The 26024-nt window shown below is 71.9% G+C and carries 31 protein-coding genes; 22 read left to right on the top strand and 9 right to left on the bottom strand.

The features are described from left to right. The first annotated feature begins 1 nt into the window (after nt 1). The 3 genes from ACFPCY_RS34775 (at nt 2) to ACFPCY_RS34765 (ending at nt 3507) form a co-directional block, all read left to right on the top strand. Nucleotides 2-862 (top strand): FHA domain-containing protein, encoded by an 861-nt coding sequence (locus tag ACFPCY_RS34775; protein WP_378262486.1) that lies wholly within the window; start codon nt 2-4, stop codon nt 860-862. Between the two features lie 180 nt (nt 863-1042). Continuing rightward, nucleotides 1043-2554, top strand: coding sequence for a hypothetical protein (locus ACFPCY_RS34770; protein WP_378262484.1), 1512 nt, complete (start codon nt 1043-1045; stop codon nt 2552-2554). Nucleotides 2555-2676: 122 nt separating this feature from the next. Beyond that, nucleotides 2677-3507 (top strand): glutamate ABC transporter substrate-binding protein, encoded by an 831-nt coding sequence (locus ACFPCY_RS34765; protein WP_378262482.1) that lies wholly within the window; start codon nt 2677-2679, stop codon nt 3505-3507. A 156-nt stretch (nt 3508-3663) separates the two neighbouring features. Here ACFPCY_RS34765 and ACFPCY_RS34760 read toward each other — a convergent pair whose 3' ends face one another. Further along, on the bottom strand, nt 3664-4005 hold the full coding sequence (locus ACFPCY_RS34760) for an STAS domain-containing protein (protein WP_378262480.1): 342 nt from the start codon (nt 4003-4005) through the stop codon (nt 3664-3666). Nucleotides 4006-4312: 307 nt separating this feature from the next. Between ACFPCY_RS34760 and phoA the strand changes: the two genes are divergently transcribed. Together phoA and ACFPCY_RS34750 are read left to right on the top strand one after the other, a co-directional pair. Then, the gene (gene phoA / locus ACFPCY_RS34755; RefSeq protein WP_378262478.1) at nt 4313-5680 is read left to right on the top strand and encodes an alkaline phosphatase; all 1368 of its coding nucleotides are present in this window, start codon (nt 4313-4315) and stop codon (nt 5678-5680) included. 369 nt (nt 5681-6049) lie between these two features. After that, nucleotides 6050-6721 (top strand): lysophospholipid acyltransferase family protein, encoded by a 672-nt coding sequence (locus ACFPCY_RS34750; RefSeq protein WP_378262703.1) that lies wholly within the window; start codon nt 6050-6052, stop codon nt 6719-6721. A 226-nt stretch (nt 6722-6947) separates the two neighbouring features. On the opposite strand, the gene ACFPCY_RS34745 is transcribed toward ACFPCY_RS34750, so the two are convergent. Then, entirely contained in the window at nt 6948-7559 is a 612-nt protein-coding gene (locus ACFPCY_RS34745; RefSeq protein WP_378262476.1) for a hypothetical protein, read from the bottom strand. 325 nt (nt 7560-7884) lie between these two features. Between ACFPCY_RS34745 and ACFPCY_RS34740 the strand changes: the two genes are divergently transcribed. The 13 genes from ACFPCY_RS34740 (at nt 7885) to ACFPCY_RS34680 (ending at nt 19315) form a co-directional block, all read left to right on the top strand. Next, nucleotides 7885-8568, top strand: a complete 684-nt coding sequence (locus tag ACFPCY_RS34740) for a hypothetical protein (protein ID WP_378262474.1) — start codon at nt 7885-7887, stop codon at nt 8566-8568. Nucleotides 8569-8625: 57 nt separating this feature from the next. Further along, nucleotides 8626-8826 carry a hypothetical protein gene (locus ACFPCY_RS34735; RefSeq protein ID WP_378262472.1) on the top strand — a complete coding sequence of 67 codons (201 nt, stop codon included), beginning with the start codon at nt 8626-8628 and terminating at the stop codon, nt 8824-8826. A gap of 197 nt (nt 8827-9023) precedes the next feature. Continuing rightward, a complete protein-coding gene (locus ACFPCY_RS34730; RefSeq protein ID WP_378262470.1) occupies nt 9024-10385 on the top strand; it encodes a flotillin family protein in 1362 nt (453 codons plus the stop codon). 152 nt (nt 10386-10537) lie between these two features. Beyond that, complete coding sequence (locus ACFPCY_RS34725; RefSeq protein WP_378262468.1) at nt 10538-11221, top strand: NUDIX hydrolase; 684 nt, start codon at nt 10538-10540, stop codon at nt 11219-11221. Nucleotides 11222-11529: 308 nt separating this feature from the next. After that, entirely contained in the window at nt 11530-12180 is a 651-nt protein-coding gene (locus ACFPCY_RS34720; protein ID WP_378262466.1) for a GNAT family N-acetyltransferase, read from the top strand. Nucleotides 12181-12497: 317 nt separating this feature from the next. Next, nucleotides 12498-12665, top strand: a complete 168-nt coding sequence (locus ACFPCY_RS34715) for a hypothetical protein (protein WP_378262464.1) — start codon at nt 12498-12500, stop codon at nt 12663-12665. A gap of 164 nt (nt 12666-12829) precedes the next feature. Next, complete coding sequence (locus ACFPCY_RS34710; protein WP_378262462.1) at nt 12830-13441, top strand: MauE/DoxX family redox-associated membrane protein; 612 nt, start codon at nt 12830-12832, stop codon at nt 13439-13441. Between the two features lies 1 nt (nt 13442). Continuing rightward, nucleotides 13443-14012 (top strand): peroxiredoxin family protein, encoded by a 570-nt coding sequence (locus tag ACFPCY_RS34705; RefSeq protein ID WP_378262460.1) that lies wholly within the window; start codon nt 13443-13445, stop codon nt 14010-14012. Between the two features lie 2 nt (nt 14013-14014). After that, nucleotides 14015-15844 (top strand): ABC transporter ATP-binding protein, encoded by a 1830-nt coding sequence (locus ACFPCY_RS34700; RefSeq protein ID WP_378262458.1) that lies wholly within the window; start codon nt 14015-14017, stop codon nt 15842-15844. Further along, a complete protein-coding gene (locus ACFPCY_RS34695; RefSeq protein ID WP_378262456.1) occupies nt 15841-16248 on the top strand; it encodes a S26 family signal peptidase in 408 nt (135 codons plus the stop codon). Before ACFPCY_RS34700 ends, ACFPCY_RS34695 begins: the two co-directional genes overlap by 4 nt. A gap of 42 nt (nt 16249-16290) precedes the next feature. Then, nucleotides 16291-16818 (top strand): GNAT family N-acetyltransferase, encoded by a 528-nt coding sequence (locus ACFPCY_RS34690; RefSeq protein WP_378262453.1) that lies wholly within the window; start codon nt 16291-16293, stop codon nt 16816-16818. A 48-nt stretch (nt 16819-16866) separates the two neighbouring features. Next, nucleotides 16867-18450, top strand: coding sequence for an ATP-binding protein (locus ACFPCY_RS34685; protein WP_378262451.1), 1584 nt, complete (start codon nt 16867-16869; stop codon nt 18448-18450). A gap of 37 nt (nt 18451-18487) precedes the next feature. Continuing rightward, complete coding sequence (locus tag ACFPCY_RS34680) at nt 18488-19315, top strand: hypothetical protein (RefSeq protein WP_378262449.1); 828 nt, start codon at nt 18488-18490, stop codon at nt 19313-19315. Here ACFPCY_RS34680 and ACFPCY_RS34675 read toward each other — a convergent pair. Further along, nucleotides 19306-19752: a hypothetical protein gene (locus tag ACFPCY_RS34675; protein ID WP_378262447.1), complete on the bottom strand. Its 447-nt coding sequence runs from the start codon at nt 19750-19752 to the stop codon at nt 19306-19308. The genes ACFPCY_RS34680 and ACFPCY_RS34675 overlap by 10 nt on opposite strands. A 194-nt stretch (nt 19753-19946) precedes the next feature. Between ACFPCY_RS34675 and ACFPCY_RS34670 the strand changes: the two genes are divergently transcribed. Continuing rightward, entirely contained in the window at nt 19947-20474 is a 528-nt protein-coding gene (locus tag ACFPCY_RS34670; protein ID WP_378262445.1) for a P-loop nucleotide/nucleoside kinase family protein, read from the top strand. 40 nt (nt 20475-20514) lie between these two features. On the opposite strand, the gene ACFPCY_RS34665 is transcribed toward ACFPCY_RS34670, so the two are convergent. After that, nucleotides 20515-20856: a hypothetical protein gene (locus ACFPCY_RS34665; RefSeq protein ID WP_378262443.1), complete on the bottom strand. Its 342-nt coding sequence runs from the start codon at nt 20854-20856 to the stop codon at nt 20515-20517. Further along, nucleotides 20847-21200 carry a hypothetical protein gene (locus ACFPCY_RS34660; protein WP_378262441.1) on the bottom strand — a complete coding sequence of 118 codons (354 nt, stop codon included), beginning with the start codon at nt 21198-21200 and terminating at the stop codon, nt 20847-20849. The genes ACFPCY_RS34665 and ACFPCY_RS34660 overlap by 10 nt, the downstream gene beginning before the upstream one ends. Nucleotides 21201-21325: 125 nt before the next feature. Here ACFPCY_RS34660 and ACFPCY_RS34655 point away from each other — a divergent pair, with 125 nt between their 5' ends. Both ACFPCY_RS34655 and ACFPCY_RS34650 read left to right on the top strand, forming a co-directional pair. Then, nucleotides 21326-22147, top strand: coding sequence for a helix-turn-helix domain-containing protein (locus ACFPCY_RS34655; protein WP_378262439.1), 822 nt, complete (start codon nt 21326-21328; stop codon nt 22145-22147). Next, a complete protein-coding gene (locus tag ACFPCY_RS34650; RefSeq protein ID WP_378262437.1) occupies nt 22144-22446 on the top strand; it encodes a DUF397 domain-containing protein in 303 nt (100 codons plus the stop codon). Before ACFPCY_RS34655 ends, ACFPCY_RS34650 begins: the two co-directional genes overlap by 4 nt. Nucleotides 22447-22496: 50 nt before the next feature. On the opposite strand, the gene ACFPCY_RS34645 is transcribed toward ACFPCY_RS34650, so the two are convergent. Continuing rightward, the gene (locus ACFPCY_RS34645) at nt 22497-22739 is read right to left on the bottom strand and encodes a hypothetical protein (RefSeq protein WP_378262435.1); all 243 of its coding nucleotides are present in this window, start codon (nt 22737-22739) and stop codon (nt 22497-22499) included. A gap of 120 nt (nt 22740-22859) precedes the next feature. Next, complete coding sequence (locus tag ACFPCY_RS34640) at nt 22860-23312, bottom strand: carboxymuconolactone decarboxylase family protein (protein WP_378262433.1); 453 nt, start codon at nt 23310-23312, stop codon at nt 22860-22862. Between the two features lie 228 nt (nt 23313-23540). On the opposite strand from ACFPCY_RS34640, the gene pdxR reads away from it, so the two are divergent. After that, nucleotides 23541-24920: a MocR-like pyridoxine biosynthesis transcription factor PdxR gene (gene pdxR / locus ACFPCY_RS34635; protein WP_465251247.1), complete on the top strand. Its 1380-nt coding sequence runs from the start codon at nt 23541-23543 to the stop codon at nt 24918-24920. Between the two features lie 148 nt (nt 24921-25068). On the opposite strand, the gene ACFPCY_RS34630 is transcribed toward pdxR, so the two are convergent. Both ACFPCY_RS34630 and ACFPCY_RS34625 read right to left on the bottom strand, forming a co-directional pair. Beyond that, on the bottom strand, nt 25069-25443 hold the full coding sequence (locus tag ACFPCY_RS34630; RefSeq protein ID WP_378262429.1) for a TetR-like C-terminal domain-containing protein: 375 nt from the start codon (nt 25441-25443) through the stop codon (nt 25069-25071). A gap of 150 nt (nt 25444-25593) precedes the next feature. Continuing rightward, complete coding sequence (locus ACFPCY_RS34625; RefSeq protein ID WP_378262427.1) at nt 25594-26010, bottom strand: SRPBCC family protein; 417 nt, start codon at nt 26008-26010, stop codon at nt 25594-25596. Nucleotides 26011-26024 lie beyond the last annotated feature (14 nt).

Below are 26024 nucleotides of genomic sequence, written 5' to 3'. Positions count from 1 at the left end.
CGTGGCCAAGTGCAGCGTGTGCGCGGCGGAACTGGCTCCGGGCGACGAGTTCTGCGACACGTGCGGCTCGCGCGCCGAGTCGGCGCCGCGCCTGGAGTTCACGCGCGAGGGCGGCCCGGCAGGCGCGCACCGTGACGGCGGCGCAGCAGGCGCGGGAGGCGCGCAGGGTGGCGGCGGCGCGGGAGGCGCGCAGCGCGAGGGCGGGGCGGAGAGTCCGCACCCCGAGGCGGGGGCGGTGCTCTGCCCGGTGTGCGGGACACGCAAGTCCGGCCGGTTCTGCGAGGAGGACGGGTACGACTTCGACACCGGAAGGCAGGCCGAGCGTCCGGCGGCGTTCGGCGTGCCGCTCGTGCCGTCCGTGCCGCCCGGTCCGCCGGACGCCGGCGAGGCGACGTGCGACCTGCCGATCTTCGCCGAGCGGTTCGGGCCGGGAGGCGGCGATCCGCCCCGCGCCCGCACCTGGACGGCGGTGGTCACGGCCGACCGCGCCTACTTCGACGCCGTCCTCAAGCTGGGCGGCCCGGACGCCGGCCAGATCGCGTTCCCGCCGTACTGCCCGGACCGGCTGATCACGCTGGCGGGGGAGCGCGTCAGGATCGGGCGGCGCAGCGCGTCGCGCCGGATCGAGCCGGAGATCGACCTGTCCGTCCCGCCCGAGGACCCGGGCGTCTCGCGCCTGCACGCCGTCCTGCTCGCCCAGCCGGACGGCTCGTGGACGCTCGTCGATCCCGGTTCCGCGAACGGCACGACGCTGAACGACGATCTCGAACCGATCCCGGTGAACGTCCCGGTGCCGGTGAAGGACGGCGACCGCGTCCACGTCGGCGCGTGGACGACGATCACCCTGAGGAGCCCGGAATGACCCCGATGGTGTGCTTCGGGCGCTCGGACCCGGCCGCGCGAGGACGCCCGCACGCGTGCGCGGCCGCGACGATGGGGAGGGCCCTGGCATGACGACGCGAAGGCGGCCTGGATGACGACGCGAAGGTGGCCGGCATGACGATGCGAAGGTGGCCGGGATGACGACGCGGAGGTGGCCGGGATGACGACGCCGACACGGCAACCGGCCGTCCCGACCACGGCTCCGGCGAGGCGCGGCGGGCGTCCCCTCGAACGGCGGCGCGGGCGCCTGGTCACGCTCGTGCGCGGGCGATGGCTGAAGACCGTGCCGGGCCGGATCCGCGGCTGGACGGTCCTGGCGCTGCTGGCCGTCGCCGTGCTGGCGCTGACGCTCGCGTTCTCCGTCCGGGACGCCAGGCAGGGCGTGCAGACGATCGGCCACGACGCGGGCCCGCAGGTCGTCGCGACCGGGAACCTGTACTTCGCGCTCAGCGACATGGACGCGCAGGTCGCCGACATCCTGCTGATCGGCCGGGACACCTCGCTCGGCATCGGCCGGGACGAGTCGATGCGGCGCTACGAGCAGGCGCGGTCGGCGGCGGGCGGCGCCGCAGTGCAGGCCGCGCAGCTCGCCGGGAAGGACCAGGACCGCAGGCAGACCGTCCAGGAGGTCATCGACGGGCTCGGCCAGTACCAGCGGCTCGTCGGCAAGGCGCTGACGCTGAACGAGCAGGCCCAGCACGCGCCCGGCGAGCTGCCGCAGCCGGTGGTCGACACCTACCGGCAGGCGTCGGACCTGATGAAGCTGGAACTGCTGCCGAAGGCGTACAACCTGACGCTGGACAGCGGCGCGACCGTCCGGCAGTCCTACCAGGAGAAGCGGACGAGCGTCCTGGACGGCCGGTACTGGGTGCTCGCCGCGGGGCTGGTGGCGCTGCTCGTGCTGGTGGGCGGGCAGCTCGCGATGGCGCGCGAGTTCCGGCGGCTGCTGAACCCCGGCCTCGCGCTCGCCACGGTCGCGACGGTCGCGCTGGTCGCGGTCGGCGTCGGGCTGCTGAACGCGCAGGCCGGGCACCTGCTGCGCGCCAAGCGGGACGGCTTCGACTCCGTCCTGACGATGTCCCGGGCGCGCGCGATCAGCCACAGCGCGTTCGCAGACGAGTCCCGCTACCTCCTCGACCCCGGCCGCGCCGACACCTACGAGCAGAACTACCTCGACAAGGTGTCGGCGATCCTCTGGGTCGATCCGGCCGGGAAGCCCGCCAACCTGAAGACCTATTACGACCTGGCCGGAAACGCCGCGATGACGTACCGACCCGACAACCGCTCCGCGTTCCTCGGGTTGCTCGGGGACGAGGCGCGGCAGGTCCGCAAGGGCACCGAGAGCAACGCGCTCGCCCGCGTGCTGCGCGCGTACGCGACCGTCCTGAACAACGACAAGACGATGCGGCAGTTCGCCCAGTCGGGGAACCGGAACGCCGCGATCGGCTTCCGGATGGGGCTCGGCTCGTCGAGCATCCGCGACTTCGACGCCTACGACGAGGCGCTGCGCTCCCTGTCGGGCACCCACAGCGCCGCGTTCGACCGCGCGATCCGCGACGCCGACGGCGGCCTGTCCGGCTGGAAGGTCGTGCCGCCCGCCGCCGCCGTCGTGATCGCCGCCCTGGTGCTGGTGGGCGTCCGCCCGCGGCTCGCCGAGTTCGGAAGGATCTGACGATGCCGTCCAACCCCTGGCGACGCTCGCAGACAGCACGCCGCCTGCGCGCAGCGGCACGCGTGCGCGCGATGCGGCCTGTGCGCGCGGTGGGACGCGGGCGCGCGATGCGGCCTGTGCGCGTGGCGGGACGCGTGCGCGTGGCGGGGCTCGCGGTGCTGGTGGCGTGCGTGCCGGCGGCGCTCGCCGGGTGCTCGCTGAGCTCGGCGCAGGAGCACTCGATCCTGCACCGGCACTCGCTGGTCATCGGCGTCAAGGGCGACCAGCCGGGGCTCGGCAAGATCGTCGACGGCCACTACCAGGGCTTCGACGTGGACGTGGCGACGTACGTCGCGCGCAAGCTCGGCGTTCCGGCGTCGCGGATCACGTTCAAGACCACGCCGTCGTCCGTTCGCGAGAAGGTCCTCCAGGACGGCGCGGTGGACATGGTCGTCGCCACGTACTCGATCACCCCCGCGCGCAAGACGCAGGTCACCTTCGCGGGCCCCTACTACGTCGCGCACCAGGACACGCTCGTGCGCACGAGCGACTCGTCCATCAGAAGCGTCCACGACCTCGCCCACAAGCGGATCTGCGCGGTCAAGGGATCCAACTCGTGGAAGCGCATCACCGAGGAGCAGAGCATTAAGGCCGACCCGGTGCCGGCCGAGAGCTACGGCGCCTGCATGCCCCTGCTGGTCGACAACAAGATCGACGCCTTCTCCACCGACGACCTGATCCTCGCGGGCTTCGCCGCGGGCCGCTCGGACGTGCACATCATCGGCGCGCCCTTCACCGACGAGAAGTACGGCATCGGCCTGCGCAAGGGCGACCTCGCGGGCTGCGAGGCCGTCAACCGCATCCTCACCGGCATGTACCAGGACGGCTCGGCGCAGCGCTTCCTGAGCCGCTGGTTCGCCAACACCGGCGCCCGGCTGTCGGCGAGCGTCCCCCAGTTCGAGGGCTGCTCCTGACCCGAAGCTCCTGCTCCCGGGCGCGCAGCCGCCCGCCGCCGCCCCCCGCCGGGACGGCCCGCCGCTCGCGGGGACGGCCCGCCGCTCGCGGGGACGGCCCGCCGCCCGCGGGGACGGCCCGTCCCCCGCCGGGGACGGCCCGGGCCTCGTGGCGGGTCAGGAGCTGACGGCTTCGGTGGCCTCGCGGAGGGTGTCGTAGATCGGGATGTACTGGTCCACCCCAGTGATCTTGAACACGCGGCGGACCCGCGGCGGCAGCGCCACCAGGGCGAAGCCGATCGACCGCTCGGAGGCGCGGCGGTTCGCGCCGACGACGGCGTTCAGCCCGCTGGAGTCGCAGAAGGTGACATGGCGCATGTCCACGACCAGGGGCTGGCCGATGTCGATGACGTCCGTCAGGGTCTTCTCCAGCGCGGGCCGGGTCACCACGTCGATCTCGCCCTGGACGCGCACCAGCGTGCAGCGGTCATGGCGCATGAGGTTCACGTCGAAGTCCATGCTCGTCCCCCCACCCCTCCTGACGAGAGCAAGCGGCCACCCCGGACGGCACGGCCGGGTCGTGACGCGCCCCACGCCCGGAACCGGCCGAGCACGCTCGGGGTTCCCACCATCGCGCACCACCGGCGGCTTTCCAAGTGGCTCGCGAGAATGGGTCAGGCCGCGTCGTCGCCGGTCCCGCGCCCATAACCGGTGCGGCGGGTCCTGGATCGTTCACGTCCCGTCCACCTGGAACGGGCAGAACGCTCATCTGCGGCTGATCGCATTACCCCGCTTCGACTGTCCGAAACAAAGGGGAGGTCAGCCGGTGTCTTCGGCTGGAAAGCTGCGGCGTCTCGCCGCGATCACGCTCGCGGCGGGAGCCGCGACGACCGTCGTGGCGTCGGGAGCGGCCAACGCGTGGAACGGCGACCGGACGGGCGACGTCCGGCACGCGATCCAGGGCGGGAAGGCGCGCAACGTCATCCTGCTGATCGGTGACGGCATGGGCGACTCGGAGATCACCATCGCCCGCAACTACAGCAAGGGCGCGAACGGCCGCCTGAACATGGACCGGCTGCCGCTGACCGGCGCGTACACCACCTACGCGCTCCAGAAGGACCACCCGAACCTGCCCGACTACGTCACCGACTCGGCGGCGTCCGGTTCGGGCTGGGCGACGGGTCACAAGACCTACAACGGCGCGATCTCGGTGACGCCGGACGGCCGCCCGCAGCGGACGATCCTGGAGCTCGCCAAGAGCGCCGGGTTCCGCACCGGCGACGTCACGACCGCCGAGCTGAGCGACGCCACCCCGGCCGTCCTCGCCGCGCACGTGACCGACCGCTCCTGCCAGGGCCCGGCGGACATGAAGGCGTGCCCGACCAACGCCAAGGAGAACGGCGGCGCGGGCTCCATCGTCGAGCAGCAGGTGCAGACCGGCGCGGACGTCTACCTCGGCGGCGGCAAGGCCCGCTGGACGCAGACGGTCAAGGCCGGCCGGTTCCAGGGCCGGACGGTCATCGACCAGGCCAAGGCCGCGGGCTACGACGTCGTGACCGACGCCAGCGGCCTCCAGGCGGCGCGTCCCGGCCGCGACGGACGCCTGCTCGGCCTGTTCGCCGACGGCAACATGCCGCAGGAGTGGACCGGTCCAGGCGCCAAGGTCGGCGGCACCGAGCCGTCCCGCTGCGCCCCGAACGCGCAGTTCAGCGGCCCGCACCTGACCCAGATGGCGAGCAAGGCGCTGTCGGTCCTGGACGACCAGACCCGCCGCTCCCGCAAGGGCTTCTTCCTCCAGATCGAGGGCGCCTCGATCGACAAGCGCGACCACGCCGCCGACCCGTGCGGCCAGATCGGCGAGACGGTCGAGTTCGACAAGGCCGTCAAGCTGGCCATGGACTACGCCCGGCGGCACCCGGACACCCTCGTGGTGACCACCGCCGACCACGGCCACACGAGCCAGATCATCCCGCTGGACGCCAAGAGCCCCGGCCAGACCGCGACCCTGGTCACCGACGAGGGCGCCCCGATGAAGATCAACTACGCCACCAACCCGGCCGGCGAGTCGCAGGAGCACACCGGCACCCAGGTGCGCATCGCCGCCCAGGGCCCGCAGGCCGCGAACGTGGTCGGCGTGACCAACCAGACCGACCTGTTCGGCACCATCACCCGCGCGCTGGGCGTCCGCCGCTAGCGCGCGTCGCACCGGCCTTCCGGGCCGTGTCACAGGGGCCCGTCCGATCCCGCGCACCCGGGGTCGGACGGGCCCTCCGGCGTTCCACGGGCGCGTGAATGGGGGTCGGATGGGACTCTCGTCCATCCTGTGGTATCGCGGCCTATTCGCGTTATCGGCGGCGGGCCGGAACGGGGAAACCTACTCACCAGAAACCTACTGAAAAGTAGCCTCCGGGACGGGTGAATTACCCGAATTCCGCCATCCTCGGTACTCTGACCTGCGGCTGGGGCGTCCGCCTGGACGTCGGACCGGCGAACGGGAAGTGCTCCGCGGCGTGCCGGGAACGGCTCCGGCGTTACAGTTGCGGTGCCGAATTCGGGAGGCCGGGTGTTCTACACGTTCATGACGCGAATCGTCGCGCCCATCCTGCGTCTGCTGTTCCGGCCCCGTATCGAGGGCGCGGAGAACGTCCCGAAGTACGGGCCCCTCATCGTGGCCAGCAACCACCTGTCGTTCATCGACAGCTTCATCATCCCGCTCGCCGTCCCGCGCCCCGTCACCTACATCGCCAAGGCCGACTACTTCGAGCAGCGGGGCGTCAAGGGACGGTTCGTGAAGTGGTTCCTCACGACGCTCGGGCACGTCCCGGTGCGGCGCGGCGCGCAGCGCGCCGCGATGGGCGCCCTGGAGCAGGCCGTCGAGATCCTCGCGCACAGCGGCGCGTTCGCGATCTACCCCGAGGGCACCCGGTCCCGCGACGGACGGCTCTACCGCGGCCGCACCGGCGTCGGCTGGCTCGTCCTGGAGTCCGGCGCGCGCGTCCTGCCGGTCGGCCTCGCCGGCACCGAAAAGATCCAGCCGATCGGCGCGCCGATGCCCCGGTTCCTCGGCCCCCGCCCGACCGTCCGCATCGGCGAGCCGCTCGACTTCTCGCAGTACCGCGACCTGCCGCCCGCCAAAGCCCGCCGCCTCATCACCGACGAGATCGTCCAGCACATCCAGAAGCTGTCCGGCCAGGACTACGCGGGCGGCTACAACGACCACTCCCAGGCCGGCTGACACCCACCCGAACCCCGCCCCCGCCCGCGCCGCCCGCCCGCTCCGAATCCCGTGCTGACGCCCGCGCCGCCCCGCCCGCTCCGACGCCCGCGCCGAGGCGGACGCCGCGGCCCGCGCCAGCGCCCGCTTCGAAGCCCGTACTGACGCCGATGCCGCCGCCCGCGCGCTCCTGCGCCCGCGTCGGCGGTCGCGTCGAGGTGGACGCGGGCGCTCGCGCTGGCGTCCGTTAGAAGTTCGGCGGGTTCTTGTCCTTGATGTCGGCGCCGTTCTTGCCCGCCTGCTGCCGGAACGAGTCGATCGCGCCGCCGATCGAGCCGATCTCGGACGGGTCGGCGTTGCCCGACTTCAGCTTGCCGGTGAGCCCGGACAGGCTGTTCCAGAGCGAGTCGAGCGGCTTCTTGAGCGCGCCGCACAGCGTCGGGTCCGCGTTCACCATCTTGCGCGCGGCGTTGAGGCGGTTGACCGAGAACGCGCCGGCCGCGGCCGCCTTGACGATCGCCTTCTTGCGCCCGTCCGCGCCCGACTTGAACGTCCCGGCCTTGTACGGCTTGTAGATCCAGCGGTGGAAGGCCCCGAACGCGAGGCCCGCGTCCCCGACGAAGCGGGTCTTGGCGAACTTCTTGGTGGCCTTGCTCGGGCAGACGCCGGGCGACTCCCCGCCCGGCGATCCCGACTGCCCGCCCGGCGATCCGGACTCGCCGCCGGTCGTTCCCGGCATGGGCGTCGTGCCCTGGGACGAGCCGGAGACCGACGCGTTCTTGGAGTTGTTCCGGCACGCGACGGGCGCGAAGAGCACCAGCGCCAGCAGAAGTGGCGGGACCAGGAGTTTGCGGAACATCCTTACCTTCCCCCGTAAGTCTTGTGACGAATAAGTCACGCTCGGTAGTGGAACTACCCGAAACGACCGATCTGAAAGCGCGGGCGCGGTCCGGCTCGTCCGCCGGCGTGTCGTCCGGGCGGTTCCGGCCCGGACGCCCCGTAAGGTCGCGGACATGTCCTCCCGCATGCCGCTCCCGCACGTTGGTCGCCCGGCACGTGGCCCGGTGCAGAACCCGGTACGGGTCCCGGCGCAGGGCCGGGCGCGCGGGTTGGCGCGTGGCCCGGTGCGCCGTCCGGTGCGCCGTCCGGTGCGCCGTCCGGTGCGCCGTTCCGCGTTTCGGGGGATGGCATTGGTCGTGGTGGCGGCGGTCGCCCTCGCGGGATGCGGAGGTGGCGGCGGTGGCGGATCGCGGGGCGCGGGCGGGAACGGACGGGCCGCGCTCGCGCTGACCGGCTACACGTCCGACCAGCTCAAGCAGGCCCTGCTCGCCGACGTCAGCGGCTACCAGCGCGTAGGCGAACCGGATTCGGGCGAGTACGGGACGCTGAAGGGCATCCAGAACCTCGGCCAGCTCCAGCGGCAGGTCGTCCTGGACAAGCCGCGCTGCGCCAACGCCGCCGGGGCGCACGTTCCGGTGGACAAGTCCGCCCCGGCCGCGCTGACCAGCTTCAACCGGGGGGACGGCCAGGTCGTCACCGAGACCCTCATGGGCATGTCGGACGAGGCGGCCCAGCGCCAGCTCGCGCTGCGCGTCCCGGCCGAGTGCGCGGCGTTCCGCACCCGCGTCGGGACGCAGTGGTCCGACCATCGCGTCACCGAGGCCCCCGGCGGGACGATCGGCCAGGGTTCGCGCACCGTCGGCGTCAGCACGATCAGCGGGAACTCGACCACCAAGGCCTGGTACGTCGTGCTGCGCGCCCGCCACAGCGTCGCCACCGTCAGCCTGTTCGGCCCGAACGCCACCCGCGACGAGGCCGAGCAGCTCGCCCGCCAGGCCTACGACCGCGCCGAGCACTACCTCCCGTGACCGTCCGCCGGATAGCGTGCAGGCGACGGCGCGAGCACCGGGCGGACGGGGGACGGCTTGATCGGCAAGGAGGGGCGGGTCACCGGGCGGATCGGCCCGCGGCTCGTCGGCGAGGTCATCATCCCCGTCCGCGGCGGCGCGGAGGCCTTCTACGCCCATCCGGTCGACGCGACGGAGGAGATCGAGGTGGGCGCGATCGTGGTGGTCGTCGAGTACCACCCGCCGCGGACCGTCTACGTGGCTCGCGCGCTCGCCTGACCTGCCGGTCACACGACCCTGGCCGTCCGCCTTTCGCCATCGGCCGGATGCGGACGTTTCGCAAGGTAGCTTCGGTTCGGGGGAACCGAGCGGGGGTCCCCGCCGTCTAGTCGTCAGCGACGCCGGAAACCGGACGAAAAGGCTCCCCGGCGGTGTCGCTGCCCCGGCCCTCGCGGCCGGGTCGGTTGGAGGGGCGGATGCCAGTGGTCATCGTGGCGGTCGCGGTCGTCATCGCCATCATCGTTCTCATCGTCCTGTTCAAGATGATCTGGCGGGTCGCCGAGCCCAACGAAGCGCTGATCATCTCGGGCCTCGGGGCCCGGTCCAAGCCGGTCAACGGGCTGGACAGCCTCGGGTTCAAGATCGTCACCGGCAAGGGCACCATGGTGATGCCCGGCTTCCAGGTCGCGCGCCGGCTCCGGCTGGACATCCGCAGCGCCACCCTGGAAGTGCACTGCGTCACCCAGCAGGGCATTCCGGTGCAGGTCAAGGGCGTGGTGATCTACAAGGTCGGGGACGACCTGGTCTCCATCGCCAACGCGTCCCGCCGCTTCCTGGACCAGCAGAAGTCGATGGACGGCGCCATCCACGAGCTGTTCACCGGCCACCTGCGCTCGATCATCGGCGGCCTCACCGTCGAGGACCTGATCCTCAACCGCGAGCGGCTGACCAGCGAGACGCGGCTGTCGGCCGCCGACGAGATGAGCAAGCTCGGCCTGGTCGTCGACTCCCTCCAGATCCAGGAGATCGAGGACGCGACCGGCTACATCAGCAACCTCGGCCGCCCGCACGCCGCCGCCGTCGCCTCGTCCGCCCGCATCGCCGAGGCCGAGCGGGACCGCGAGGCCACCGAGCGCGAGCAGGAGGCCGCGCGGCAGAACGCCGCCGTCATCCGCGACACCGAGATCAAGAAGGCCGAGTACGAGGGCCAGGTGAAGCAGGCCGAGCAGCAGGCGAAGCAGGACGTCATCCTCAAGGAGACCCGCAACGCCGAGCTGGAGGCCGAGCGCACCGAGAAGCTGCTGGAGAGCCAGATCCGCAAGCCCGCCGACGCGCGCGCGTACGAGCGGGTCAAGCTGGCCCAGGCCGAGCGCGAGGAGCGCGTCGCGCACGCGCAGGCGGCCGCGACCGAGACGCAGCTGAAGGCGCAGCGCGAGGCGGAGGCCACCCGCCTCCTCGGTGAGGCCCAGGCCGAGGCGATCCGCAACAAGGGTCTCGCCGAGGCGGACGCCATCAAGGCCCGCGCGCAGGCCCTGTCGGAGAACACCGAGGCGGTCATCGCCCAGCAGCTCGCCGAGCGCTGGCCGGAGATCGTCGAGGCGGGCGCGGGCGTCTTCGGCAACGTGGACAACATGGTCGTGCTGAACGGCGCGGAAGGCGTCGAGGACATGCTCACCAAGGCCCTCACCCTCGGCGGGGCGGGCCTCGGCCTGGCGCGCAGCCTGCTGTCGGGGGCCGCGGGCGGACCGTCCGCCAAGGACCGGCCCGTCCAGTCGGAGAACGGCGCGACCCCGTCGCTGGCCGGCCCCGCCAAGGCGAACGACACCCCGCAGGCCTGACCGCCGCACGACGACCCGACCGTTCCGCGAGGCCCGGACCGCCACCTCGGCGTCCGGGCCTCGCCCGTCCCCGAACCCGCCCTCCCGTCACCGGGCCGGGCGGACGCGGGAGAAGGTCCCACCCGGCGCGTGACCCGGATAACGTTCGTGGCATGTCCGTGCCCCGGCTCGCCGTCTCCGTCGATCTCGTCGTGCTCACCGTCCGGGAGCAGAGGCTGAGCGCGCTGGTGTGGCGGCGGGACCGGGATCCCTACGACGGGGCGTGGTCGCTGCCCGGCGGGTTCATCCAGCTCGATGAGGACCTGCCGGTCGCCGCGTCCCGGCTGATGGCCGAGCGCGCCGGCCTCGCCGACGTCCGCATCCACCTGGAGCAGCTCGCCACCTACGGTTACCCGGACCGCGACCCCCGCCAGCGCGTCGTCAGCGTCGCCTACCTCGGCCTCGCCCCCGACCTGCCCGCCTCCAGCCGCGCCCAGGTGCTCTGGAAGCCGGTGGACGAGCTGGTCAACCACGACCGCGCCGCGTTCGACCACCGCCGCATCCTCCTGGACGGCGTGGAACGGGCCCGCGCGAAGCTGGAGTACACCTCGCTCGCCGCCGCGTTCGCGCCACCGGAGTTCACGGTCGCCGAGCTGCGCCGCGTGTACGAGATCGTGTGGGGCACCCCGCTCGACCCGCGCAACTTCCACCGCAAGGTCACCGGCGCCGACCGCTTCCTGATCCCGACGGGCCGGACGACGACCCGCGACGGAGGCCGTCCGGCGCAGCTGTACACCCGGGGCGACGCCGAGCAGCTCCGCCCGCCGATGCTCCGCCCCCGCCCCTGCACCGACTGAGCCGCCCGTCGAGAACCTCCCCGCCCAGCACCCGGCGCAACGCCGAACAAGAACGACCTCCACGGCGAGACCAGCCCCCGCGGCAAGCTTATGCCGCGGGGCCAGACCGTGCCGCGGGGCCAGAGGGGCCGTGGGGTGAGGCCGTGCCGTGGGGTGAGGCCGTGCCGTGGGGTGAGGCCGTGCCGCGGGGCGAGAGTGGGCCGCAGGGTGAGAGTGGGCCGCGGGGCGCGGGCGAGGGCGCGGGGCGAGGTGCGGGGTGTCTGGGATTCGGGTGGTCCGGGGCGGGGGTGGCGGTCAGGATGGGGCGCATGTTGAGTGATCATTTTCCGCTGCTGTCCCTGCGGGTCCGCACGCCTCGGCTGGAGCTGCGGCTGCCCACCGACGAGCAGCTCGCGGCCCTCGCGGAGCTGGCCGTCGCGGGCGTCCACGAGCCGGGCGCGATGCCGTTCCTGCATCCCTGGACGGAGGCACCGCCCGCCGAAGTCGCCCGTTACGTGGTGCAGCGGCACTGGCGGAAGCTGGGCGAGTGGCGACCAGATGACTGGAACCTCGAGCTCGCCGTCCTGCTCGACGGCGAGCCCGTCGGGGTGCAGGCCCTCACCGCGAAGGATTTTCCGGTGTTGCGTGAGGTGGGCAGCGGGTCGTGGGTCGGCCGCAGGTTCCACGGGCAGGGCATCGGCAGCGAGATGCGCGCCGCCGTCCTGCACCTGGCGTTCGCCGGGCTGGACGCTCTGGAGGCCGTTTCCAGCGCCCACGCGCACAACGAGGCGTCCTTGCGCGTCTCGCGCAAGCTCGGCTACCGCCCGGACGGCGTGGAACGGCACATCGTCCGGGGCGAGCGCGTCGAGGGCCGCCGCATGCGCCTGCACCGCGCCGACTGGGTCCCGCCCGTCCCCGTCGAGTTCGACGGTCTGGCGCCGTGCCTCCCTCTCTTCGGTCTCCCTCCGGCCTCCACCTGAACCGCGGCACGCCCCGCCGCTCACCGGCTGTCGCGTTCCAACTCCGCATGCGGGCGGGCCGAGGTCATGATTCTCTGCGCAAACCAGCAAACTTGATCAACCGCGCGAACCCGTTCGGCATGACCTCACAAATGAAGATGGCCGCCCTTCCGGGGCCTTGCGGAAATCGAGGGGCGCGCGATGATACTGGGCGTGCCCCAAAGTCCGGGAGTTTTCCGGGAAAAGTGGCGTCCGGCCGCAAACCCTGCGCGCGCACGGTCGGCGTCCAGCGGCTTTCCGGAGAATTCTCGGCGGACTTCGCGAAAGAGGGAGTTGTCATGAGCCGACTCGTCGACCGCGTCCTGGACCGCATCGTGCCCAAGGCGTCCGCCTCCGCCTGCAGCGGCACCTACTTCTGCAACGCCAACGGCCACTCCGGCTACTGGTACCGCTTCTGCTGCCTGGACAGCGGCTGCCAGTGGACCTTCATCCGCAGCAGCTGCTGACGCCCCGGCGGGTTCGAGGTGAGCCCGCCGCGCGCAGGCATGCCGACGCAGCGGCAGGCATGACTGCGGCCTGAGCACGGCCGGGCGGGACGTGGCGCCGCGTCCCGCCCGGCGCGCCGGACGAGGTCCGGAAGACGTCCGGAGGAGGTCCGGAGGAGGCCCGGATGGAGTACCTGCACGTCGGCTGCCTCAGCCTGGTCGGCCTGGTGTTCGCGGTGTCGGCGGTGGCCAAAGCCCGTGACCTGCCGGGTTTCGCCCGGTCGGTGGCCGCCCTCGCCCCCGCGTGGCCCAGCACGCTTCGCCCGCCCGCCCGACCGCTCACCGAGCCGCTCACCGAGCCGCTCACCGAGCCGCGCGGTCGGCCGTCCCGCAGCCCGTCCGGCCGGCCGCTCGGAGAGCCGGTCGCGCGGCGGATCGCGGCGGGCGTGGTCGCGGCCGAGGCGGCGATCCCGGTGCTGCTCCTCGTCCCCGGGACGGCGCGGGCCGGGTTCGTGCTGGCGGCGCTGCTGCTCACCGCGTTCAACGTGGCCATCGCGTCGGCGTTGCGGCGCGGACGGCGCACCCCGTGCCGCTGTTTCGGCGCGTCCGCCGCGCCGGTCGGGCCGCGCCATCTCGTCCGCAACGCGCTGCTTTTCCTCACCGCCGCCGCGGGCGCGCTCGCACCGGGCGCTCTTCCGGCCCCGCCCGGAATGGCGGTGGCCGCTGCGGCGGGAATCATCGGCGCGATCCTTCTCGTGTCCTTCGACGAAATCTTCGACCTTTTCGCGGGGAGTTGAAATGCCTTTCGTGGTGGCCGCCGTCGTGCTGTTCGGCGCGCTTTCCGTGTTGAATCTCCTACTGACCGTCGGCATTCTGCGCCGGATGCGGGCGGACGCCGCCGCCGGCGGTCCCCGCACCAACCCCGGCCCGGGCGACCTGTTCACCCTCAAGCCCGGTTCCCCTGTCGGCGATTTCAGCGCCGTCACGACCGACGGCGACCCCGTGACGCGCGAGACGGCGGCGGGCGTCGTCGCGTTCTTCTCCGCGAACTGCGAAGGCTGCCACGTCCTGCTGCCGAGCTTCGTCGAGCGGGCCCGCACGCTCGGCCGCGGCAACGTCCTCGCCGTCGTCGGCGGCGACGAGCCCGACACCGTGGCCGCGCTGGAACCGGTCGCGCGCGTGATCCGCGCCGAACTGGACGGCGGCCCCGTCGCGCACGCGTTCCAGAACACCTGGACGCCCGCGCTCTACCTCCTCGGCGAGGACGGCCGCGTCGCCGGGACCGGCGCGCGCCTGGACGAGCTGCCCCTGCACGTCCTGCCCCCGCACGTCCAGCCAGGCCGGCCCGTCCCGGCGGCCGGGAACTGACCGTGACCGCTCCGGAGGACCACGGTGAGCGGCGGTTCGGCGCGCGGGCGCTGCGCGCGTCGGCCGCCGAGGCGATCGCGCTGATCTGCCGGGCCGCGCCCGTCGAGGTGCCGGTGTTCCTGGTCATGACGGTCGCCGGGTCCGCCGCGCCGATCGCGACGGCCTGGCTGACCAAGCTGGTGATCGACCGGCTGACCGGCGGCCACGGCGAGGTCGGCGTCCTCGCGCTCGGTCTCGCCGCCGCCGGGTTCGCGACGGCCGCGCTGCCCGCCGCCGTCCGCTACGCGCGCGCCCAGATCGGACGCGCCGCGAGCCTGGCGGGGACCGACCGCCTGTTCGCCGCCGCCGAACGCCAGGTCGGCCTGCGCTCGTTCGAGGACCCCGCCTACCAGGACCGGCTGCGGCTGGCGCAGGACGGCGTCCGCCGCGTCCCGGAGATCGTGGACGGTTTCGGCGGCGTGCTCGGCGGCGTCCTGTCCCTGACGGGCTTCCTCGGCTCGCTGCTCGTGCTCAGCCCGGCGATGACGGGCATCGTCCTGGCCGCCGCGCTTCCCGCGATCGTCGCCGAGACGCTGCTCACCCGGCGGCGCACGGCCATGGAGTGGAGCATCGAGCACCACCACCGCCGCGAGTACTTCTACGGGCAGCTGCTCACCGGCACGTCCGCCGCGACCGAGATCCGGCTGTTCGGCGTCGGCGCGTTCCTGCGCGGCCGGATGATGGCCGAGCGGCGCGCCGCGAACGCCGCCGACCGCCGCATGGACCTGCGGGAACTGCGCACCGAGGGCGGTCTCACCGCGCTCGGCGCGGCCGTCGCCGGGGCCGGCCTGTGGTGGGCGGTGAACGCGGCCCGGCACGGCACGCTCAGCGTCGGCGACGTCGCGATGTTCCTCGCGGCCGTCGCCGGAGTGCAGGCGGCCCTCGCGACGCTGACGAACGCCGTCTCGGGTGGTCAGGCGCGTTTGCTGGCGTTCACGCACTTCGTCGCGGTCGTCCGCGCGCCGTCCGACCTGCCCCGCGCCGAGACCGGCGACGCGCCGCCGCTGCGCCGCGGCATCGAGTTCCGCGACGTCTGGTTCCGGTACGGCGACGACCTGCCGTGGGTGTTCACCGGCCTCGACCTGACGATCCCGCACGGCCATGCGGTCGCGCTGGTCGGGCTCAACGGCGCGGGCAAGACCACCCTGGTCAAGCTGCTCTGCCGGATGTACGACCCGACCCGCGGCCAGATCCTCTGGGACGGAGAGGACATCCGCGACATCCCGCCAGAAAAGCTCCGCGACCGCATCAGCGCCGTCTTCCAGGACCACATGAACTACGAGATGTCCGCCCGCGACAACATCGCGCTCGGCGACCTCACCGCGACCGACGAGCGCCTTGAGGCCGCAGCCCGGCGCGCGGGCGTGCACGACCGCTTGGCCGCCCTTCCCAACGGCTACGCCACACCGCTGACCCGCATGTTCGCCCTTGGTGACGACTCCGGCCCGGCATCCGGGGTCGTGCTGTCGGGCGGGCAGTGGCAGCGCCTCGCCCTCGCCCGCGCGCTGGTCCGCGAGAACCGCGACCTGATGATCCTGGACGAGCCGAGCTCCGGCCTCGACCCCGAGGCCGAGCACGAGGTCCACACGCTGATGCGCGAGCATCGCCGCGGCGGCACCAGCCTGCTGATCTCGCACCGGCTGAGCGCCGTCCGCGACGCCGACCGGGTGATCGTCCTGGCGGACGGCCGCGTCGCCGAGGAGGGCACGCACGACACGCTCCTCGCGGCGGACGGCGGCTACGCCCGCCTCTTCCGCCTCCAGGCCGGCGGCTACCAGGAGGCGACCTCGTGATCCGCCGCGTCCTCGCCCTCGGCGCACTCGCCGCCGCGTCTTTGGTCGCCGTCCGCCGCACGTTGATCCTCACCACGGTGGACGGCACGAGCATGGAACCGTCCCTGCGCTCCGGCGACCGCGTCCTCATCCGCCGGACCCGCCGCGTCCGCCGAGGTCAGATCACCTTGCTCCGCGCCGTCCCGGACGACACCCTCCTGCTGAAACGCGCCGTGGCCGTCCCCGGCGACCACCTCCCGAAGGACTGGGCCGACCCGGACGTGAAGTCCCTCGCCGACACGACCGTCCCGCGGGACACGATCGTCGTCCTAGGCGACAACCGTCCGACGAGCTGGGATTCCCGCCATTTCGGTCACGTCCAGCGAACCCAGATCCTCGGCGTCCTCCTCGCGCGCATCCCCTGAAAACCCCTTGTCCCGGCCGTCCGCGCCGGATACCAAGGCAGCATGATCAAAGGCGAGAAGATCGGCCTGCGCGCCCGCCGCGCCGAGGACGTGCCCGTCCTCCACGAGGAGCTCTACAACGACGTCGAGACGCGCTCCCGCGCCGACACGCGCCCCTGGCTCCCGATCGGCCCCGAAGCGTCCCCGTTCGCCGTCCGCGACCCGGACGACCCGTCCGCCGCCGACTTCTCGGTCGTGGACCTCACCGACGGCGAACTCGCGGGCGCGGCCGTCCTCTGGGGCATCGACCTGCACAGCCGCTCCGCCCACATCGGCATGACGCTCCGCCCCGCCTACCGAGGCCGCGGCCTGTCCACCGACGTCGTCCGGACGATCTGCCGCTACGGCTTCGAGATCCGCGGCTTCCACCGCATCGCCCTCGAAACCCTCACCGACAACATCGCCATGCGCACCGCCGCCGAACGCGTCGGCTTCACCCACGAAGGAACCCTCCGCAGCTCCCTGTGGGCGAACGGCCGCTTCCACAACGACGAGCTCTACGGCCTCCTCGCCTCCGAATGGCGCGCCTGACGCCCGAACCGTCCACAGAGGCGCTGTGTGACCGATAGCGTACGAAGCGTGAAGGCATTCAACACGACAGGCCCCTGCCTCCCGGGCGAGCACTACATGCTCGACCCCCTGGCCCGTCTCCCCGAAGCCCGACGCCTCGCCGAAGAGGGCAAGTACTTCGTCCTCCACGGTCCCCGCCAGTCCGGCAAGACCACGATCCTCGCGGCCTTGGCGCGGGAGCTGAACGCGACGGGCACCTACGCCGCACTCCGCTTCTCGGTCGAGGCCGCAAGGGTGGACGGCGAGGACTACATCGCCGCCCAGCACAACGTGATCGGGGCCATGCGCAAGGCCGCGCACTACTCGGACCTCCCGTCCGACTGCCAGTTCCCGGACACGTGGCCCGACGCGCCCCCGGGCCTCATGCTTCACGCCGCCCTCCAGGAATGGGCGGCGACCTGCCCCCGCCCGCTGGTGCTGCTCCTGGACGAGATCGACGCCCTCGCGGGAAGAAGCCTGATCACCGTCCTGGCGCAACTACGGGACGGCTACACCGAGCGCCCCGCCCCCTTCCCCCACTCGGTCGTCCTGTGCGGCATGTGCGACGTTCGGGATTACAAGGCCGCATCCGGCGGTGATCCGACGCGCCTCGGCACCGCGAGCCCGTTCAACATCAGCGTCGCGTCCCTGCGCGTCGAAGACCTGACTTTCGACAAGGTCGCCGAGCTGTACGGCCAGCACACCGAGGCGACCGGACAGGTCTTCGAGAGCCGGGCGGTTCAGCGCGCGTTCGAGGCCACCCAAGGGCAGCCCTGGCTGGTGAACGCGCTGGCCAGGGACATTGTCAACGATATGGGCGTCCCGCCGTCCGAGCCGATCACCGATGCTGTGATGGACCAGGCCATCGAGCGCCTCATCCTCCAGCGCGCCACCCACCTGGACTCGCTGGTCGCGCGGCTGACCGAGCCCTCCGTGCGGCGGATCATCGAGCCGATGCTGACGGGCGGGACGATCCAGACCGACCTCATCTACAACGACGACCTGTCCTATGTGCGTGACCTGGGTCTGGTCACGCAGGAACTCCCACTCCAGATCGCCAACCCGATCTACCAGGAAGTGATCGTCCGCGTCCTGACGCAGCTCCTTGCGGTCAACGTCGACGCGGAGCCCCGCGCCTTCCTGCTTCCGGACGGACGCCTCGACGTGGACAAGCTGCTGGCCGAGTTCCTCGCGTTCTGGAAGGCCAACGGCGAGATCCTCGACAGCGATCGGACCTACCATGAGGCCGCCTGCCACCTGGCGTTCATGGCGTTCCTCCAGCGAGCGGTCAACGGGGGCGGTTTCATCGACCGCGAGTACGCGCTGGGACGCAAGCGGCTCGACCTCACCATCCGCAAGCCGTACACCGATGAGAACGGTCAGCGGGCGATCCAGTGGGCGGCCTACGAGCTCAAGGTCCGCACCGGCGACTCGGGCGACCCGATCCCGGACGGCCTCACCCAACTCGACGGCTACCTCGACGGCCTCGGCCTCGACACCGGAACCCTCATCGTGTTCGACCGGCGCAAGAACGCCCCGCCCGTCGGGCAACGCACCACGACCGAGATCGTCGAGTCGCCCGCCGGACGCAAGATCACCCTCGTCCGCGCCTGACCCCGTCGAAGGGGCGTGCATGAGTGGAAGAGTTGACGTGAAGGTGTTCAACACGGCGGGCCCGTGCGTGCCGGGCAAGCACTACATGCTCGATCCGCTGGCTCGCCTTCCTCGAGCGCAAAGGCTGGCTGAGCAGGGCAGTTACTTCGTGGTGCATGGCCCTCGCCAGTCCGGCAAGACGACCTTGCTGACGTTGTTGGCCCAAGCGCTCAACGCCACCGGCAGGTACGCAGCCCTGTGCTTCTCCTGGGAGACCGCTGCCAGAGTCGAGGACGTGGCCGCAATCCCCGGGCACCTCCTCGCTGCCATGCGGGACGCGGCCGAGGACTACGGACTGCCCGACGCATGCTTGCCGCCCGACCCCTGGCCCGATGCTCCCTACCCGCGCGTGTTGGTCCGGGCGCTGTCGTCCTGGGCCGCGAAGAGTTTGCTGCCGCTCGTGCTGCTCTGCGACGAGGTTGACCTGTTGGCCGGGTCCGCGCTCGGCACGGTGCTCCGGCAGCTCCGTGACGGTGCGACGTCGCCCACGATGCCGTTCCCGCATTCGATCGCGCTCTGCGGGATACGGGACGTTTCTCGTTGCACGGTCGTCTCGGACGAGGGCTCATCGAGCAGCGGAACGCCGGTTCCGTTCAACATCAGTGTCGCGTCGCTGCGCATCAGCGATTTCAGCCTGGACGAGGTCGCCGAGCTGTACGGCCAGCACACCGAGGCGACCGGGCAGGTGTTCGAGGCGGCGGCCGTACAGCGGGCGTTCGAGGCGAGCCAGGGGCAGCCGTGGCTGGTGAACGCGCTTGCCGGGCATGCGTGCGCTCCCTGGCTCGGGGCCGGCCAGGGAGCGCAGCACGGGGCGGGTTACTTGTAGTACTGCATCCAGTATTCGATGGTGTGCTTGTGGTCGACGTGGAAGTCCGGCCAGTACAGCTCCCCGCCCGCGTTATGGATGCGGACGGTGCGGTACCGGCCGTCGCAGGCCCAGTGGCCGGACTTCGCCGTCCTGATGCCCACGCGGGAGTTGGAGTAGCGGAGGCGGACCTTGAGCGTCGAGTCGTTGCCCCAGCAGCGGGCGTTGACCTGGATGATCCGGACGCCGTTGGGCCGGGTGTAGTACGAGCCGTGCCAGGACGTGGTCGGCTTGTGCGACTGGTGCCCGTTCTTGAAGGTGTGCCAGGCGCCCTGGGCGTGGACGGTCGGTGACGGGGCCGCCGCGTGGGCGGGAGTGGTCACCGCCCCCAGGGTGAGCGCGGACGCCGCGGTCGCCAGGCCCACGGTGCCGGCCTTCCAGAGCTTCTTGCTGCGCATGTCGTGTCCTCCTGCGGGAGTGCCGCGACGCGATCGCGCCGCCGGGACAGAGCTTGGCTCTCCCGCCGCGGGTGGGGCCAGAGTGCCGGACGAGAGCGGGAAACACCGGGACGACATGCCCGGCGACCTGCGCGAACAGCGCGTCCAGCGGGACGGCGCGGGACGCGGCGCATGTCCGACGTAGCCTGCTGGGCGTGGGAACTCTGGTGGTGGTGAGCGGGCCCGCCGGGTCCGGGAAGACGACGCTGGCGCACGAGCTGGCGAGGATCCTCGGGTGTCCGGCGATCATCCGGGACGAGATCAAGCAGGGCATCGTGGCGGGCCGTGCCGACTACCGGCCGGAGCCGGGGGACGCGGAGACCCTGCGCGCGCTCGACGCGTTCTTCACCGTGCTGCGCGTGTTGCTGCAGGCGGGAAGCATGGTCGTCGCCGAGGCCGCGTTCCAGGACCGGGTCTGGAATCCGCGCCTCACACCGATGCGCGAGTTCGCGCAGGTCCGGATCGTCCGGTGTGACGCGCCGGAACCCGTCCGCATGGAGCGGATCGCCGCCCGGCTGGAGGCGGACGGGCACCGGCGCGCGCACGCCGACCACACGCTGACGGTCGGCCGCCCGTTCACGCCCGTCGAGATGGACGTGCCGACGCTGGACGTCGACACGTCCGACGGGTACGAGCCCGCTCTCGGCGAGATCGTGTCGTTCGCGCGAACCGGACGGCGCTGACTCGGCGCCGGCGCATCGCCGCCGCTGACTCGGCGCCGGATCAGCGCCGGCGATGTGCGCCGCGCGTCCCGTGGGCGCCGGTCGTGCCCAGCCAGGGACGCAGCAGGGCGTCGATGGCCTCGGCGGCGGCCGCCGTGTCGGTCGCGTGCGCGATGTTGCGTCCGCCGCTCGTCCGGAACCACCAGCCGTCCACGTGCCGGACGGCCGTGACCGTGTCGCCGACCGACGCCACGCGCGGCGCGCGGACGCGCAGCACCGGCGGGAACTCGGACGTGCGCCGATCGGCCGCCCAGCCGCGTTTCCGCAGGTCGTGGGCGAGGCACCCGAGCAGACGGCGGGCCCGCCACGCGTCCAGATCGGACGGCCGGAGGATCAGTGCCATCGGGCCAGCTCCGCCGCGACCGCGTGCGCGGCCACCAGCGCGTCGTCCGGATCGCGGACGGCCTCGGCGTCGCCGATCGCCACCGCTCCCGGGTGCAGCCAGAACTGCCAGCGCGCGCCGCTCCCGGACATCTCGCACGTCACGCTGAGCGTGCGGCCCATCGTGTCCGGGTCCCAGCACCGCAGGACGGTCGGCTTCAGGATGTTCTCGACGATCCGCGCCCGAAGGCCGATGTCGTCCAGCGCGCCCGCGAGCGCGAGAAGTTTCGTCCTCCTGGTGAAACGGACTTTCTCGACGGGTGATTGCGATATACGGTCACAGATGCGAGTCGTGTCGTCACACATCGGCACCCTCCGGGGCTGAGGGAGTGGGAACTCACCGTGTTCTGCCCACTACTCTCCCGGCGCTCCGCGCCGCCCGGAAGAGGGTGAGCTGCCACAAGGCCGATGTAGCAAAGAGGGGCGGCGACATGCCTGACAAGCACGCCAAAGCGCACATCCTCGACCCGCAGGCGAGCGCATGGGCGCTGTACGCGCACAAGCTCAAGAAGTACCGGAAGGAGGCCGGGCACAGCCAGGCCGAGGTCGGAGTCGCCTGCATCGTCTCCGGCAAGCTCATCTCCGCGATCGAGAACGGGACCCGCCTGCCTGGTGAAGACATGAGCGAGCGTCTCGACCAGTTGTACGGGGCGGACTTCTTCAAGGAGCAGTGCCGCCAGATCAACCGCGAACTGAAGCTCCCGGCAGGATTCGACCAGTACATCGTGCAGGAAGAGCAAGCCGCGATCATCTACTCCTTCGACCTCGCATTCGTCCCTGGCCTGCTTCAGACGGAGAGGTACGCCAGGGAAATCATGAGTCGCATGATGGAGGGGCACGAGCTTGAGCAGGCGGTGGCGACGCGCATGCGGCGGCAGGAACTGCTCGATCAGACCGACCCTCCCTTGCTCGTGGTTCTGATCAGGGAAGCGGTGCTGCGCGAGCTGATCGGAGGCGCGAAAGTCATGCGACCGCAGCTCGCACACCTGATCGAGATGGGCAAGCGCCCCAACATCTCCATCGAAGCCGTGCCGAACGGCATGGGGGCATCGGTGTCCAGTAGCTACGCGCTGCTCAACTATGTCGAGGGGAGTCCGGTCGGCTGGACGGAAGCCGGATTCGGGTACGGCCATCTCGTTCCGGACGCGACGACGCTTCATCGGATGCGGGTAGCGTTCGATCTGACCCGCGGCGAAGCGCGCTCGGTAGGCGAGACCGAGAAGCTGATCCGGATGCTCATGGAGGCTCTGTGAACCATCTCGATGTGAAGTGGCGTAAGTCGAGCTACTCCGGCGGGGAGGGAGGGCAATGCGTCGAGGTCGCCACCATGTGGCGGCAGTCGAGTTACTCCGGCGGCGAAGGTGGCGACTGCGTCGAAGCCGCTGCTCTCTGGCGAAAGGCGAGCTACTCCAGTGGTGAGGGTGGCGAGTGCGTTGAGGTGGCGGGGTTGGCGCCGGAGGTGGGGCTTCGTGACTCCAAGGATCCGGACGGGCCGCATTTGCATGTGACCCGTCCGGTGTTCGCGGCGCTCCTCGCCGAGCTCAAGGCGTAGGACTCGCGATCCTCAGCTGGCGGTCTCGCCAGGGGTCCGGCCGGACGGTCCTATTCCGGGAACGCCGAGGCCACGAACGCGCCGTGTGCGACGCCGCCCACGCAGACGAGACCGGTGGGTGACGCATAGGTCGGCAGGACGATGCCGCCCCCGTTCTCGCAGATCTGACCGGGGAGGAAGTAGTACTCCCCGGCGACGTGGGTGGTCGCGCCGGCGGTGTCCGCCAGGGCGACCGCGCCGGCTGCGGCGCCCAGTGTCAGGGCCGCGGCGGCGAGTCCGGTTCGGATGCGCACGATGGTGTCCTTTCGGTCGGATGAATCGCTTCCCGCAACCCCTGATACCCGCCGTGGTTACTCATAGTCACCAAATTAGGACTAAGTGTAATTGGATGATCGTTTGCCGCTTCGGGTGTTCTAGACGGTGCCGGGCGTTCTGCGGGTGGTGACGTTCATCCGGTTCCAGGCGTTGACCGTGAAGATCAGCGCGATGAGCCGGGCCAGTCCCTCCGGGCCGAACTGCGCCTCGGCGTCGGCGTACACCTCGTCCGAAACCCCCTGTGGAAGTAGCGTGACGGCCTCGGTGAGGGCGAGTGCGGCACGCTCCTCGGCCGAGTAAAGACTCGCTTCGCGCCACGCGCTGAGTTGGTAGATCCGCTCCTCGGTCTCGCCCGCGCGCCGGGCGTCGCCCACGTGGTAGTCGATGCAGTAGGCGCACCCGTTGAGCTGCGACGCCCGGATCTGGACGAGCTCGACGACCACCGGGTCGAGGCCCTCGCGGGCCGCGGCGTCCAGCGCCAGCATGGCCTTGAAGACCTTGGGCGCGACCTGCGGGAAGTTCATGCGTTCGGGGATCTGTACCGCTGTCATGCCTGCGACTCTAGGAACGTCCCGACCCTCGAACATGGTGCATTCTGGACCCGAATCGGTGGGTCAATCGCTGGGAGAGCCGTGTCCGAAACCGTCGAGGCGTCGCGCAGCACGGACGCGCCGCCCGCCGCCCCCGACCCCGACGCTGGGGCCAGCGCTGGCGCTGAGGCTGGCGCCGGGGCTGGCGCTGAGGCTGGCGCGGATGCTGGCGCCCGGACGGGGAATGAACTGCATCTCGAACTGACCGGCAGCGGCAGCCTCCGCGCCCGCCTGATGGACGCGCTGCGCGAGGCCATCCGCTCCGGACGGCTCGTCCCCGGCACGCGCCTGCCGCCGTACCGAACGCTCGCGCTCGACCTGGGCATAGCGCGCAACACGGTCGCCGAGGCCTACGCGGAACTGGTCGAAGAGGGATGGCTGACGGCCCGCCAAGGATCCGGAACGCGTGTCGCGCGACGGGCCGAACCGCTGACGCCCGACCCGTCGCGCGCGCCCGCGCGCAGGGGGCGCCTCCGGGTCGTCCACGACCTGAAGCCCAGCTCGCCGGACGCCTCCGCCTTCCCGCGCGCCGACTGGACGGCCTCCGTACGACGCGCGCTCGCCGCCGCGCCCAACGAGGCGTTCGGCGTCGGTGACCCGCGCGGCAGGCGCGAGCTGCGCGAAGCCCTCGTCGAATACCTGGCCCGCGCGCGAGGCGTCCGCACCCGAGCCGACCGCATCGTGATCTGCGCGGGCTTCGCGCACGGCCTCGAACTGCTCTGCGGACTCCTGGACGGCCCGGTCGCCGTCGAGGCGTACGGCCTGCCCTTCCACCGGGCCATCATCGAACGAAGCGGCCTCTCCACGATCCCGCTCGACGTGGACCCCTACGGCGCCCGCATCGACTCCCTTCCCGCGACGAATGCGAACGCCGTGTTGCTGACGCCCGCGCACCAATATCCGACCGGCGGCGCGTTGCGTCCCGAACGGCGCGCGGCGGTCATCGACTGGGCGCGCGCGACCGGCGGGCTCGTCATCGAGGACGACTACGACGGCGTGTTCCGTTACGACCGCGAGCCGGTCGGAGCCGTGCAGGGACTCGATCCCGAGCGCGTCGTCTACATCGGCTCGACCAGCAAGAGCCTGTCGCCCGCGCTGCGCATCGGCTGGATGGTCCTGCCCGCGCGGCTCGCCGATCGCGTCGCCGAGGCCAAGGGCCAGCGCGAGCTGGTCACCGGCGTGGTGGACCAGCTCGCCTTCGCCGATCTCGTCGCGCGCGGCGCGTACGACCGGCACCTGCGCCGCGCGCGCAAGATCTACCGCGGTCGCCGGGACCAGCTGACCGCCGTCCTCGCCGAGCGTGCCTCGCATATCAGGGTCAGCGGGATCGCGGCCGGGCTGCACGCCGTCCTCGACCTCCCGGACGGCACCGAACAGGCCGCGCTCCGCGCCGCGCGCCGCCAAGGTCTCGCCCTGGACGGCCTCTCCCTCTATCGCCACCCCGACAGCGCCGCGAAGCCCCGCGACGGCCTGGTGATCGGCTACGGCACCCCGTCCGAAGCCGCCTACTCCGCCGCCCTCGACGCCCTGTGCCTCGCGCTACCCGACGATCCGGACGACGAGCGCTGACCCTTCCGAGCAACTTCCAGGTGCCGTTCACCGCAGCCGAAACCTGATCAGCGCTATACCGCTGGTCATCATCCGCCGGGACGCCTGAGTTCTCGGGGCGTCCGTGCTTGGCGGACGGGCTAGCGGAGTCCTCGTTCGATCAGGTCGATCAGGTCGTGGGTGGCGCGCTCGGCCTGCTCGCCAGGCCGCGCAGCGGGCCGTCGGTCAGCAGGACGGCCAGGCCGTGCACGCTCGACCAGACCGCGTACTCCGCGCCCGGACGGCGTCCAGGCGGCATGAGCCCGCACTCGACCAGGCGGCCGTCCAGGACCGCGCCGAGCAGCTCGAACGGCGTCATCCCGCCCGTCCCGGCGGACATCTCCGCCGTCGCCATCGTCATGTCGGCGGGAACGTGGAACGCGGTCCGGAACAGCCCCGGTTCGGTCCGGGCGAACCGCAGATAGCCCGTGCCGACGGCCCGGAACCGAGCCCGAGCAACCTCGGCTGATTCGCCCGCGTCGCCCGTGACCGTCGCGTCGGTCATGACGCTCGCGTGGGGTCCCGGGGGCCCAGCCTCGGCCGTACGGCGTCGGACGTGTAGCCGCGCGTGCGGCGGCGGGCGTGAAGCCTCACCCGCATAACCTCGGACGTTCGGCCTCGGACGGCGGCGTTGCCCGTGCGGTCGTCCCGGGGGTCAGGACTCGGCGAGCTTGACGAGCGCGGCGAGGACGTCGGGGAAGTCGCCGGTGATCTCCGGGCCGATCGCGGGGCCGATCTCGTCGGCGAGGGGGCCGGTGATCTCGGTGCGGTAGGTGATCAGCGTCCGGCCGTCCGCGACCGGGGTCAGGCTGTGGACGGTCCGGACGACGAAGTCGCCGCCGTCCGCCTCGTCCGCGAACAGCTCGCCGGGCACGATCTCGCTGATGCGCAGCTTGACCTTGTCGCCCTCGGGCGGGGTCATGGTGAACGTCGTGCCGACCCCGAACGGGCCGTCCACCTCGATCGCCACGATGCCCTCGTTCCAGCTCGGCCAGGCGGCCATGTCGGTCCAGTGGCGCCACAGCTCCTCGCGGGACGCGGTGGTCTCGACCGAGTACTCGTACTCCCACATGGCGTTCTCCTCCG

The sequence above is a fragment of the Actinomadura gamaensis genome (genome assembly GCF_042652125.1).
Taxonomy (GTDB): domain Bacteria; phylum Actinomycetota; class Actinomycetes; order Streptosporangiales; family Streptosporangiaceae; genus Spirillospora; species Spirillospora gamaensis.
Note: the sequence above shows the minus strand (reverse complement) of the source record. Positions and strands in the feature narration are given on the sequence as shown.

Coding starts and splice junctions, on each gene's coding strand:
- ACFPCY_RS34770 (WP_378262484.1), top strand. CDS start 1,043: ATGACGACGCCGACACGGCAACCGGCCGTCCCGACCACGGCTCCGGCG.
- ACFPCY_RS34760 (WP_378262480.1), bottom strand. CDS start 4,005: ATGGACTTCGACGTGAACCTCATGCGCCATGACCGCTGCACGCTGGTG.
- ACFPCY_RS34745 (WP_378262476.1), bottom strand. CDS start 7,559: ATGTTCCGCAAACTCCTGGTCCCGCCACTTCTGCTGGCGCTGGTGCTC.
- ACFPCY_RS34740 (WP_378262474.1), top strand. CDS start 7,885: ATGGCATTGGTCGTGGTGGCGGCGGTCGCCCTCGCGGGATGCGGAGGT.
- ACFPCY_RS34730 (WP_378262470.1), top strand. CDS start 9,024: ATGCCAGTGGTCATCGTGGCGGTCGCGGTCGTCATCGCCATCATCGTT.
- ACFPCY_RS34725 (WP_378262468.1), top strand. CDS start 10,538: ATGTCCGTGCCCCGGCTCGCCGTCTCCGTCGATCTCGTCGTGCTCACC.
- ACFPCY_RS34720 (WP_378262466.1), top strand. CDS start 11,530: ATGTTGAGTGATCATTTTCCGCTGCTGTCCCTGCGGGTCCGCACGCCT.
- ACFPCY_RS34715 (WP_378262464.1), top strand. CDS start 12,498: ATGAGCCGACTCGTCGACCGCGTCCTGGACCGCATCGTGCCCAAGGCG.
- ACFPCY_RS34710 (WP_378262462.1), top strand. CDS start 12,830: ATGGAGTACCTGCACGTCGGCTGCCTCAGCCTGGTCGGCCTGGTGTTC.
- ACFPCY_RS34705 (WP_378262460.1), top strand. CDS start 13,443: ATGCCTTTCGTGGTGGCCGCCGTCGTGCTGTTCGGCGCGCTTTCCGTG.
- ACFPCY_RS34690 (WP_378262453.1), top strand. CDS start 16,291: ATGATCAAAGGCGAGAAGATCGGCCTGCGCGCCCGCCGCGCCGAGGAC.
- ACFPCY_RS34675 (WP_378262447.1), bottom strand. CDS start 19,752: ATGCGCAGCAAGAAGCTCTGGAAGGCCGGCACCGTGGGCCTGGCGACC.
- ACFPCY_RS34665 (WP_378262443.1), bottom strand. CDS start 20,856: ATGGCACTGATCCTCCGGCCGTCCGATCTGGACGCGTGGCGGGCCCGC.
- ACFPCY_RS34660 (WP_378262441.1), bottom strand. CDS start 21,200: ATGTGTGACGACACGACTCGCATCTGTGACCGTATATCGCAATCACCC.
- ACFPCY_RS34655 (WP_378262439.1), top strand. CDS start 21,326: ATGCCTGACAAGCACGCCAAAGCGCACATCCTCGACCCGCAGGCGAGC.
- ACFPCY_RS34640 (WP_378262433.1), bottom strand. CDS start 23,312: ATGACAGCGGTACAGATCCCCGAACGCATGAACTTCCCGCAGGTCGCG.
- ACFPCY_RS34630 (WP_378262429.1), bottom strand. CDS start 25,443: ATGACCGACGCGACGGTCACGGGCGACGCGGGCGAATCAGCCGAGGTT.
- ACFPCY_RS34625 (WP_378262427.1), bottom strand. CDS start 26,010: ATGTGGGAGTACGAGTACTCGGTCGAGACCACCGCGTCCCGCGAGGAG.